At 75.4% G+C, this 10532-nt stretch carries 12 protein-coding genes; 5 read left to right on the top strand and 7 right to left on the bottom strand.

Annotated elements, in window-relative coordinates:
- Window positions 1–105 precede the first annotated feature (105 nt).
- Window positions 106–939 carry a sigma-70 family RNA polymerase sigma factor gene (locus MJ876_RS19590; RefSeq protein ID WP_240239004.1) on the bottom strand — a complete coding sequence of 278 codons (834 nt, stop codon included), beginning with the start codon at window positions 937–939 and terminating at the stop codon, window positions 106–108.
- Between the two features lie 375 nt (window positions 940–1314).
- Between MJ876_RS19590 and MJ876_RS19585 the strand changes: the two genes are divergently transcribed.
- Window positions 1315–2040, top strand: a complete 726-nt coding sequence (locus MJ876_RS19585; RefSeq protein WP_240239002.1) for a GAF and ANTAR domain-containing protein — start codon at window positions 1315–1317, stop codon at window positions 2038–2040.
- A gap of 27 nt (window positions 2041–2067) precedes the next feature.
- On the opposite strand, the gene MJ876_RS19580 is transcribed toward MJ876_RS19585, so the two are convergent.
- The gene (locus tag MJ876_RS19580) at window positions 2068–2865 is read right to left on the bottom strand and encodes an MBL fold metallo-hydrolase (protein ID WP_240239000.1); all 798 of its coding nucleotides are present in this window, start codon (window positions 2863–2865) and stop codon (window positions 2068–2070) included.
- 77 nt (window positions 2866–2942) lie between these two features.
- Here MJ876_RS19580 and MJ876_RS19575 point away from each other — a divergent pair, with 77 nt between their 5' ends.
- Complete coding sequence (locus tag MJ876_RS19575) at window positions 2943–4463, top strand: FAD-dependent oxidoreductase (RefSeq protein ID WP_240238999.1); 1521 nt, start codon at window positions 2943–2945, stop codon at window positions 4461–4463.
- Between the two features lie 9 nt (window positions 4464–4472).
- Complete coding sequence (locus MJ876_RS19570; protein WP_240238998.1) at window positions 4473–5078, top strand: endonuclease; 606 nt, start codon at window positions 4473–4475, stop codon at window positions 5076–5078.
- Window positions 5079–5103: 25 nt separating this feature from the next.
- Here MJ876_RS19570 and MJ876_RS19565 read toward each other — a convergent pair whose 3' ends face one another.
- Entirely contained in the window at window positions 5104–5652 is a 549-nt protein-coding gene (locus MJ876_RS19565) for a DUF4383 domain-containing protein (RefSeq protein WP_240238997.1), read from the bottom strand.
- Window positions 5653–5772: 120 nt separating this feature from the next.
- Between MJ876_RS19565 and MJ876_RS19560 the strand changes: the two genes are divergently transcribed.
- Both MJ876_RS19560 and MJ876_RS22015 read left to right on the top strand, forming a co-directional pair.
- Window positions 5773–6237, top strand: coding sequence for an SRPBCC family protein (locus MJ876_RS19560; protein ID WP_240239008.1), 465 nt, complete (start codon window positions 5773–5775; stop codon window positions 6235–6237).
- A 112-nt stretch (window positions 6238–6349) separates the two neighbouring features.
- Window positions 6350–6472 (top strand): hypothetical protein, encoded by a 123-nt coding sequence (locus MJ876_RS22015; protein ID WP_275695356.1) that lies wholly within the window; start codon window positions 6350–6352, stop codon window positions 6470–6472.
- Between the two features lie 85 nt (window positions 6473–6557).
- Here MJ876_RS22015 and MJ876_RS19555 read toward each other — a convergent pair whose 3' ends face one another.
- The 4 genes from MJ876_RS19555 to MJ876_RS19540 form a co-directional block, all read right to left on the bottom strand.
- On the bottom strand, window positions 6558–7745 hold the full coding sequence (locus tag MJ876_RS19555) for an alcohol dehydrogenase catalytic domain-containing protein (RefSeq protein ID WP_240238996.1): 1188 nt from the start codon (window positions 7743–7745) through the stop codon (window positions 6558–6560).
- 717 nt (window positions 7746–8462) lie between these two features.
- Window positions 8463–9179, bottom strand: a complete 717-nt coding sequence (locus MJ876_RS19550) for an urease accessory protein UreD (protein WP_240238995.1) — start codon at window positions 9177–9179, stop codon at window positions 8463–8465.
- Window positions 9163–9852 carry an urease accessory protein UreG gene (gene ureG, locus MJ876_RS19545; protein ID WP_240238994.1) on the bottom strand — a complete coding sequence of 230 codons (690 nt, stop codon included), beginning with the start codon at window positions 9850–9852 and terminating at the stop codon, window positions 9163–9165. The genes MJ876_RS19550 and ureG overlap by 17 nt, the downstream gene beginning before the upstream one ends.
- Window positions 9845–10531, bottom strand: coding sequence for an urease accessory protein UreF (locus MJ876_RS19540; RefSeq protein ID WP_240238992.1), 687 nt, complete (start codon window positions 10529–10531; stop codon window positions 9845–9847). Before MJ876_RS19540 ends, ureG begins: the two co-directional genes overlap by 8 nt.
- Between the last annotated feature and the right edge of the window lies 1 nt (window position 10532).

The following is a 10532-nucleotide window of genomic DNA, read 5'->3' as shown; positions in this document are numbered from 1 at the left end:
GAAGGGGGTTTGTGTGCGTTCCCGGGGGGGGGGTCCGCCGGGGTTCGGGGGGACGCGACAGCGTCCGCCGTACCGCAAGGCCCCGAGTGGCCCGACCCGTGAGGGTCAGGCCGGGGCCGGCCCCGCCCCCGGCGCCGGCCCCGGGTCGATGGTGCTGCGCAGGCGGCCGAGGCTCTCGCGCAGCCAGCGCGAGACCGTCGCCTGCGTGACACCGAACTCGTCGCCGATCTCGGACTGGGTCCGCTCCTCGACGAAGCGCAGGTAGATGACGCGCCGGTCGCGCGCGTCGAGCAGCCGCAGCGGCGTCTCGAGGACGGCACGCGCCTCGGCGGCGTCGTAGCCGTCCCGGGCCGCGGGGAGCAGGTCGCCCAGCGTGGAGCCGGACGCCGCGTCCGCGGGCAGGTCGAGCGACGTCGGCTGGAAGCAGCCGCGGGCGGCGGCCGCCTCGTCCTGGTCGGCGCGGTCGACCCCCAGGGCCTCGGTCATCTCGTTCGCGGTGGGTTCGCGGCCGAGGGTGAGGCGCAGCTCCTCCGCCGTGATGCGCATCCGCTGCTGGAGCTCCTGGATCCGGCGCGGTGGCCGGACGGCCCACCCCTGGTCACGGAAGTGCCGCAGCACCTCGCCGCGGATGGTGGGCACGGCGTAGTCGAGCAGGTCGCGCTCGTGCGCGGCGTCGAAGCGCTGCACCGCCTTGACGAGGCCCTCGCACGCGACCTGCTGGAGGTCGTCGAGCGGGATGCCGCGACCGGCGTACCGGCGCGCGACCGCCATCGCGACCCGGCGGTTGAGCTCGACGACGGCGCCGAGCAGGTCCTGGCGGCGGGCGGGGTCGGGCTCCGACGCCGCCTGCAGGAGCAGGTCGCGGGTGCGGTCCTGCCGTTCGTCGTGGGACAGGCGCTGGTCCGGCGCCCGAACGGCACGGGAGGAAGAAACAGCCATGGGGCACCTCCGAGAAAGGAGCGGCCCCGCCGGTTGGCTGCAGCGGAGTGGTACCGCGAACCTAGCGCAGCCCCCCACCCCACGGAACCCGGATTCTCCGAGGGCCCCCGGGGGTACAGGGTCGGCCCCCAGGCCGCCTGGTCTGCAGCCTGGGGGCCTGGTCGACTCGCTTCCGCGCGGATACGAACTCGACGTACCTCGGCGGTACCACCCGCCGACGGGGCCGATACGCCGATCCGGGGGCCGATCTCGGCGTTCTGGGCCGGGCCCCGTGCGAGGACCCGCCCGAGGGGGTATCGGAGCGCAGGGTCCCCGGCGCTACGGTGGGCCTCGGGTCGACCGGGTGACCCGACGCACAGGGTGAACGAGGAGACCATGGAGCACGACGCCGCAGCCTTCGCCCAGCTCGCCCGGGAGATGCAGTCGCAGTCCGAGGAGCCGCTGACCGCGGCCACCATCATCCGGCTGGCCACGTCCAACCTGCCGGACGTCGACCACGCCAGCCTCACCGTGCGGCTGCGCGGGGGTCGCTACCGCTCGTTGGGCGCGAGCAACGAGGCCGTCGAGCAGGCCGACGCAGCCCAGCACGAGCTGAAGGAGGGCCCCTGCGTCGACGCGATCGACGAGGACGAGTGGTTCCTCAGCACCGACCTGGAGAAGGACGAGCGCTGGCCGCGCTGGGGTCCGCGCGCCGCCGAGCTCGGCTTCGGCTCCCTGCTCAGCTTCCCGCTCGTGCAGGGCAAGGAGCCCACCGCCTCGATCAACCTGTACGCCGACGAGGCCGGCCGCTTCACGGGCTCCGAGGCCGTGACCCAGGCGGCGCTCTTCTCCGTCCACGCGGCCACGGCGCTGGCGTCGGCCCACGAGATCAGCGGCCTGCAGACGGCGATCACCTCGCGGCACCTCATCGGGATGGCGCAGGGCGTCCTCATGGAGCGCCACGGCCTGACCGCCGCCCAGTCGTTCTCGTTCCTGCAGCGCCTGTCGTCGACCACGAACGTCAAGCTGCGCGAGGTCGCCGAGCAGGTGCTCGACGGCTCCCTCGGGGTGACCGACCGGTCGTCGGACGACGACGACGACGCGCAGCCGGCGCCGGCCTGATCACGGGTCCGGTCGCGGGTCTCGCGGTCAGGGGTCCAGCGACACCGTCTCCCCGGCGCCGACCGGCCTGACGACGGGCGCGAGCCCGCGATCCGCGCAGGTGGCGAGGAAGTCCGACAGCGGCGAGCGGAACACGCCGTAGTCCGCGTGGTGCACCGGCACGGTGACCCCCGGGCGCAGCAGCTCGACCAGGTCCGCGCCCTGGGTGGCGTCCATCGTGACGAGCAGGCCGAGCACACGGGTGCCGCCGAGGTGGGCGACCATCGCGTCGAGCGGGCCGAGCCGCTCGACGACCTGGGCGAGCCACGGGCGGTGCAGCGTGTCGCCGGTGACGTAGGTCCGGTGGACCTCGCCGCCGGGTGGGGTCAGCTCCAGCACCGAGCCCATGACGTCGGGCAGCAGGTGCCGCGCCGGCCCCGGGGCGTGGACGCCCGGCACCGCCGTCACCCGCAGGGTCCAGCCGCGTCGGGTCAGCTCCCGGCCGGACCAGGGACGCAGGCCGTCGACCTCGAAGCCCCGCCGCCCCAGCGACCGGGCCGCGGCGGGCGTCGTCCACAACGGCACCGCGCGGTCCAGGCTGCGCCGGGCGACCCGGTCGAAGTGGTCACCGTGCAGGTGCGACAGCAGGACGACGTCCAGCGGCGGCAGGTCCTCCGGCGCGAGCGCGGGGTCGGTCAGGCGACGCGACACCAGGCCCTTGCCGAGGTAGGCGAGCTGCCCCCGGTGCAGGAAGTTGGGGTCGGTCAGCAGCGTGAACGGACCGAGCCGCAGGACGGTCGTCGCCGTCCCCACGAACTGCAGCGTGCGCGTGTCCTCGGGCTCCATCCGTCCCGGTGCCCGGCCTGCGGTCGGCCACTCCCCGGGGCCGCATGGCCGCCCCACCGGCGGGCACGGGAACGACGATGAGGACCTCCTACTGGTACGCCGACCGTCCCTCCCGCCCCGCTCCCGCCCCGCCCCCGGCGGTGCCGACCGAGGTCGACGTGGCCGTCGTCGGCGGCGGCATCACCGGCCTGACCGCGGCCGTCCTGCTCGCGCGCGCGGGCAGGTCGGTCGCCGTCCTCGAGGGTCGCCACCTCGGCGGCGGGACGACGGGCCGCAGCACCGCGAAGGTGAGCCTGCTGCAGGGCACCCGGCTGTCGTCGCTCGCCGAGCAGCACCCGCCCGCCGTGCTCGCGTCGTACGTCGAGGCGCACCGCGAGGGCCAGGCGTGGCTCGTCCGCTTCTGCGAGACGCACGGCGTGGGGGTGCAGGAGCGGGCGGCGGTCACCTACGCGCGTGGCCAGCAGGGCGCGCGCAGCGCCCACCGCGAGCTCGCGCTGGCGCGCGAGCACGGCCTCGACGCGACCTGGCAGCAGGACCTGGACCTCCCGTTCCCGACGTCCGGCGGGGCCCGGCTCGAGGGCCAGGCGCAGGTCGACCCGGTCGAGGTCGTCGAGGCGCTCGCGGCCGAGGCGGCCTCCCGGGGCGTCGTCCTGCTCGAGGGGACCCGCGTGCAGCGCGTCGCGGGCCGCGACCCCGTGCGGGTCAGCACCTCCGCCGGGCGGATCGACGCCGGCGCCGTGGTGGTGGCCACCGGCATGCCGATCCTGGACCGCGGTGGCTACTTCGGCCGCATGGTGCCGGCCCGCTCGTACACGATCGCGCTCGCCACGCGCGAGCCCGTGGTCGACGCGATGTACCTGTCCGCCGAGGGCGGGCCGTCGTCCCGCTCGCTGCGTGACGCCGTGCACCCCGAGCACGGCCCCGTCGTCCTCGTCGGCGGCGCCGGGCACACCACGGGCCGGGACCGCCCCGCGACGCGGCTCGCGCAGCTGCGCGACTGGTCGGCCCGGGCGTTCCCCGACGCCGAGGAGCTCGCGGCCTGGTCCGCGCAGGACTACGTGCCCTCGCGCGGCCTCCCGTTCGCCGGCCCGGTGCTGCCGGGCAGCCCGCACGTCCAGGTCGCCGGCGGCTTCGCGAAGTGGGGCATGACCGGCGGGGTGGCCGCGGCGCTCGCGGTCACCGCGCGGCTGACCGGCGGACGGGTCGACTGGGCGGACGTCATGGACCCCTGGTCCGCCCGCGAGCTGCGCGCCGCCGGCTCGCTGGTCAGCGACAACGCCGGCGTCGCGCTGGAGCTCGCCCGGGGCGTCGTCCGCACGGTGCGTCCCGGCCTCGAGGGTCTCGCCGGCCTGGCGGCCCGCGGGGACGACGGGGGCCACGTCGGCCTCGCCAGCTCGCGGCCGATCGCGCGCGCCACCGACGACGAGGGCAGCACCGTGTCGTCGATCTGCACCCACCTGGGCGGCATCGTGGCCTGGAACGACGTCGAGCGCAGCTGGGACTGCCCGCTGCACGGCTCCCGCTTCGGGCCCGGCGGCGACGTCCTCGAGGGCCCGGCCACCTGCGGCCTGCGCCGCGGCCCGTCGGCCCGGGGCTGAGGGGGCGCCGTGCGGGTCTCGCCGGAGGAGCTGCTGGAGCGCTACGGCACGACGTACGCGACCGAGGCGGGCATCACCCTGCGCGACAAGCCGGCGGCGCTGTTCCAGCTGCTCGTGCTCGCGCAGCTGTCGTCGCGGCCGATCGCCGCCTCGGTGGCCGCGGCGTCCACCCACGAGCTGCTGCGGGCCGGCTGGCGCACCCCGGAGCGGATGCGCGACTCGACGTGGCAGGAGCGCGTCGACGCGCTGGGTCGCGGCGGCTACCGCCGGTACGACGAGAGCACCGCCCGCGACCTCGACACCCTCGCCGGGCAGCTGCAGACCGAGCACCGTGGCGACCTGCGACGGCTGCGACCGGACGACCGGGACGGCGTCCCCGCGCTGGAGTCGGCCCTCCAGGGCTTCCAGCGGATCGGCCCCACCGGCGCGGCGATCTTCTGCCGCGAGGTCCAGGCCGTGTGGCCCGCCGTGCGGCCGTACTTCGACGACAAGGCCCGCAGCGCCGCCGGCGACATCGGCTACCCCACGGACGCCGACGACCTGGCCGGGCTCGTCGAGCCCGACCAGGTCGCGGCGTTCTCGTCCGCGCTCGTGCGATGGTCGCTGGAGCGCTAGGCGGCCCGGTGCGCCGTCCCGGGCGTCAGTGGCTCCGGGCCTGGCGCGGGCGCGGGCCGTTGCCGAACACGACGCCCTGCCCGCTGAAGGCGCCGGCGGCGACCATCACCAGCCCGAGGCCGAGGTGCAGCCAGTTGTCCGCGCCGTTCAGCGGCACGACGTTGGCGGCGCTGTCGTGGCCGACGACGAGGCCGTAGACCCACAGCAGCAGGTAGGCGATGCCGCCGAGGAGCAGGTAGGCGACGGACGTGCGGACCCGCGCGGCGGCGACGAGGCCGACGGCGCCGAGCGCGAAGTGCAGGACGTTGTGGAGGGCGGACACCTGGAACACGCCGAGCAGCTCGGCGTCGCTGGTGTGCCCGGCGAGCCCCAGCTGCCCGAGGTCGGTCGTCAGGCCCGGGACGAACCCCGCGACGCCGACCAGCACGAACGTGACCCCCGCGGCGGCCGCCAGCAGCCCCGGCAGCCGCTCGCGGGGGGCCGCGGGGCGCTCCGGCGTCGGGTTGGTCGCCTCCGCCGCCGCCGGGGTGGCGGGGATCGACTCGGGTTTGCCCAGGTGCGGTTCGTGGCTCATGGGGACCCGTCACCACCACCGGGGGACGCATTCGGGACGAGTGGCCCCCGTGCGACCGGGTACGGCTCCGCGTCGTACCCCGAGCGGGTCGTCCCGAGCAGCAGGAAGGGCGTGAGTCGGATGGGCGTGGTGCGCCGCCGCGTGGAGGCACCGGTCGAGGACGTGTGGGCGACCCTGAGCGACGGCTGGCTCTACCCGCTGTTCGTCGTCGGCGCCTCCCGGATGCGTGAGGTGGACGACGGGTGGCCCGCGGTCGGCACCGAGCTCCACCACTCCTTCGGCGCCTGGCCGGCGCTCGTGGACGACACGACCGAGGTGCTGCAGGCCGTCCCGCCCACCATGCTGCGCCTCGTCGCCCGCGGCCGGCCCGGGGGTGAGGCCACGGTCCTGTTCGTGCTCCACGAGGTAGACGGCGGCACCGAGGTGGTCCTCGAGGAGGACGTCTCCGCCGGTCCGGCCCGCCTGATCCCGAAGGTCCTGCGCGATCCCGCGGTGAAGTACCGCAACACCGAGACCCTGCGCCGTCTCGCCTTCGTCGTCGAGCGCCGGACAGCGCCGGGCGACACCAGCGACCACACGCCCTGAGGGCTGATCGCCGGCGGTGCTCTCACCCGTCCGGTCCGTCGTTCGGTGCCAGTGACGGTGAGGGGCGGGTCAGCGGACGGATCGACCTCGGCGGCGTCGGGCACGGGGTGTGATGACCACCACACCCCCGGAGCCGCCGTACGAGAACCCCGATGCCCCGGAGGTGATCCCGACACCGGAGCCCGCGCCGGGGCCCGGCCCGGGACCGCTGCCGTCGCAGCCGCAGCCGGTCTGAGACCGGCTGCGGACCGCGGAGGAAAGCCCTCCGCGGGTCGGAGGCGCCCCCGCCCAGCCGACCCGCGGAGGAGTCTGGGGGGACGTCAGGGACGGAAGACCGTCTTGACCATCCCGTCGTCCTTCGCCTGGAACGTCGCGTACGCCGAGGGCGCCTCCGAGAGCGGCAGGCGGTGGGTCGCGAAGTCCTCGACGCCGAGCACGTCCTCGTCCTGCGTGAGCAGGGCGAGGATGTCGTCGCTCCAGCGGCGGACGTTGGCCTGACCCATGCGGAGCTGGATCTGCTTGTCGAACAGCTGGAGCATCGGCATGGGGTCGGCGGCCCCGCCGTACACGCCGGACAGCGAGATGGTGCCGCCGCGGCGGACGCACTCGATGGCCTGGTAGATCGCCGCGAGGCGGTCGACGCCGGCGGTCTGCATGACCTTCTGGCCGAGCTTCTTCGGCAGGAACCCGACGGCCTTGTGGAGGACCTCGACGCTCTTCGAGCCGTGCGCCTCGAGGCCGACGGCGTCGAGGACGGCGTCGGCGCCGCGGCCGTTGGTCCGCTCGCGCACCAGCTCGCCGACGGCGTCGGACCCGACCTCGGACAGGTCGATGACCTCGGCGCCGCGAGCGGCCACGCGGGCCAGGCGCTCCTTCACGAGGTCGACGACGATGACCTGGAGCCCGCGCAGCAGCGCGATGCGCGCGGCCATGTCGCCGATCGGGCCGGCGCCGAGGATCAGCAGCGAGCCGCCCTCGGGGACGTCGGCGTACTGCACGCCCTGCCAGGCGGTGGGCAGCACGTCGGAGAGGTAGACGAACCGGTCGTCGCTGGCACCGTCGGGGACGACGATCGGCAGGTGGTCCGCGAACGGCACCCGCATCAGCTCCGCCTGGCCGCCGGGGACCTGGCCGTAGAGCTTGCTGTAGCCGAAGAGCGACGCGCCGGTGCCCTGGTCGCGGTTCTGGGTGGTCTCGCACTGGCTCTGCAGGCCCTGGCTGCACGTCCAGCACTGGTTGCAGGACACGTTGAACGGGACGACGACGCGGTCGCCGACCTTGAGGTCGGTGACGTCGCGGCCGACCTCCGCCACGACGCCCATCGGCTCGTGGCCGACGATGTCGCCCGGCGTCATGAACGGGGCCAGCGGCTCGTAGAGGTGCAGGTCGGAGCCGCACAGGCCGGTGCTGGTGATGCTGATGATCGCGTCGCTGGGGTCGACGATCGTGGGGTCGGGGACCTCGGTGACCTGCATGTCACGGGGGCCCTGCCAGGTGACGGCCCTCAAGCCGCACCCCCACGGGCGGCGGGGTCTAAGGACTGCTCGATGCGTCGCATGGGCCTCCGTAACCGGCGAGGTCGCACCCATGCGCCACGGCGAGGGGTCTGTCGGTGGTCGAGCAGGGAGAAGCGCCAGCGACGACCGCGTCGAGACCGCCGTCAGCCGACCGGCGGTCTCGACGCGTTCCCTCGCCGGGGCTCGGTCACTGCTCGACCACCTCGGTGGTCGGTGGTTGAGGTGTGAGGAGCGCTAGCGACGAGCCTCGAAACCCCGTGCGAGGGCCTGGGGCCTCTCACCGGGTTTCGAGGCTCGCTGCGCTCGCACCTCAACCAGCGGTGAGGGGCGTGGCGGCGACGAGGCCTCCCTTGTGGTGGTTGAGGTGTGAGGAGCGCTAGCGACGAGCCTCGAAGCCCCGTGCGTCGGCGTGGGGCCTCTCACCGGGTTTCGAGGCTCGCTGCGCTCGCACCTCAACCGGCGGTGAGGGGCGCGCCAGCGACGCCCCCCCTGAGGTGGTCGAGCAGGGAGGAGCGCCAGCGACGACCGCGTCGAGATCGCCTCAGCGGGCCGGCGGTCTCGACGCGTTCCCTCGCCGGGGCTCGGTCACTGCTCGACCACCTCGGTGGTCGGTGGTTGAGGTGTGAGGAGCGCTAGCGACGAGCCTCGAAATCCCGTGCGAGGGCGTGGGGCCTCTCACCGGGTTTCGAGGCTCGCTGCGCTCGAGCCTCAACCAGCGGTGTGGAGCGCAGGTGACAGCCGCCCGGAGGTGGTCAGCGGGGAGGCGTGGGCGCGGGGGCCGAGCCAGCGCCGGACGGACCCCAGCGCGTCGAGCTGCAGGACGTCGTCGCCGTCGGGCAGGCGCTCGCCGACGACGGTGAGGGAGTCGAGGCAGCGGTGCCCCGCCAGGACGGCGACGCCGTCGCGGGCGCCGGGGGAGAGGTCGAGGTCCTCGGCCAGCACGGGTCGTCCGGTGCGGGTGACGCGGGTGGAGGTCCGCAGCGTCCCGCCGGGCTCACCCGTCCGGCCGAGGACGACGGTCTCCCGCAGCGCCACCACCGACGTGTCGTCGGCGACGACGGTCGTGGCGCGGTCGACGGTGGCGCCGTCCGCCACGACGAACGGCTCGCCGTGCCAGGTGACGCGGGCGCCGCGGCAGGCGGTGACGGCGACGTCCCACCGCGCACCCCGGCGGGCGGGGTCGGCGCGCATGTCGTAGGCGACCGTCCCGGCGGGCTCGGTCACGACGAGGCGTACCGGGCCGTTGACGCGGACGTCGACCGCCACCTCGTCCCCGGCGAGCAGCAGCGCCTGGCCCGCGAGCAGCGCGACCTCGACGGTCCCGGGGGCGGAGGTGCGGACCCGGCGGGCCTGCAGCAGGCCGTGCCCGAGGTCGACCCTCGGCCGACCGCCGGACCCGGCGCAGACGTCAATGCGGGTGCGCATGCGAGTGCGGCGCCATCGGACCGGGGTCGACGGGCACGTGGTCGCCCGTGCGGTGGGCAGCGAGGGTGCGGCGCACCCAGTCGGCGAGGGCGTCCACGGAGGCCTGGTCGTCCCGCGACAGCGCGAGCACCGGGCGACCGTCGCGGGCGTGGCCGGCGTCGTGGAGCATCCGATCGACGTCCACCCCCACGTACGGCGCGAGGTCGGTCTTGTTGAGCACGAGCAGGTCGGCGCGGGCGATCCCGGGTCCGCCCTTGCGGGCGACGTCCCCGCCGCCGGCCACGTCGAGCACGAACAGCTGAGCGTCGACGAGGGCGGGGGAGAAGGTCGCGGTGAGGTTGTCGCCGCCGGACTCGACCAGGACGACGTCCAGCGGCCCCTGCTCGGCCTCGAGGGTCTCGACGGCGATGAGGTTGGCGGTGACGTCGTCGCGGATCGCCGTGTGGGGGCAGGCGCCGGTCTCGACGCCGACGATCCGGTCGGCGGGCAGGACGCCGACGCTGCGCAGGAAGCGGGCGTCCTCGTCGGTGTAGATGTCGTTGGTGACGACGCCGAGCCGCAGCTCGTCGGCGAGCACGCGGCAGACGGTCGCGATCAGCGAGCTCTTGCCGGTGCCGACGGGTCCGGCGACGCCGAGGCGCAGGGCGCGCGCGGAGGGGGTGGTCTCAGGCATGGAACAACCTCATCGTGGCTCTCGCGTGCCGCTCGGCGAGCACGTCGGTCATCGGGGCACCGGCGGCGGGGATCGCGGCCGGGTCACTCAGGTGGGCGGTCGCGGCGACGACGGCCTCGAGGTGGGGCCCCGCGGCGGCGAGGCGGGCGGTGGCGGCGACGGGGTCCGACGGCAGCAGCTTCAGCGACGCGGCGGTGACCGTCTGCGCGTCGTCGTACGCCGCCAGCCGGGCGACCTGCGCCGCGTCGAGGCCGGTCACGGCGCCGACGACCCCGAGGACGACGGGTCGCGCCACCTCGGCGTCGGGCGGGAGGTGGTCGAGGACGGCCGGCCAGACCCGGGCGGCGAGCCGCAGCCAGCCGCGGCCGACCCGGCGGGACGCCGTCCGCAGCGCGCGGCTCGGGGTCCGGGCGGCCCAGTGGGCCTCGACGTCGAGGAGCTCGTCGGGGGTGCCGCCGGCCCCGCCGTCGCCGAGTGCGACGTGACGCGCGACGACCGCCGTCCCGGCCTCGACGAGGACGACGGTGGCGAGCCGGTCGGCGACGTACGCCGCCACGCCGTCGCCGTCGGCGACGAGCCCGGCCGTGACCGCCGGCTCGAGCCCCGCCGACTGGGTGTGGCCGCCGACCGGCAGCCGCGCGTCGGCGAGCATGAGGGAGACCAGGTGCGGGTCGGCCACG

Origin of the sequence: Nocardioides sp. CFH 31398, from assembly GCF_022436705.1 — a bacterium.
Lineage (GTDB): Bacteria > Actinomycetota > Actinomycetes > Propionibacteriales > Nocardioidaceae > Nocardioides.
This window is presented reverse-complemented; position numbering and strand designations above follow the sequence as displayed.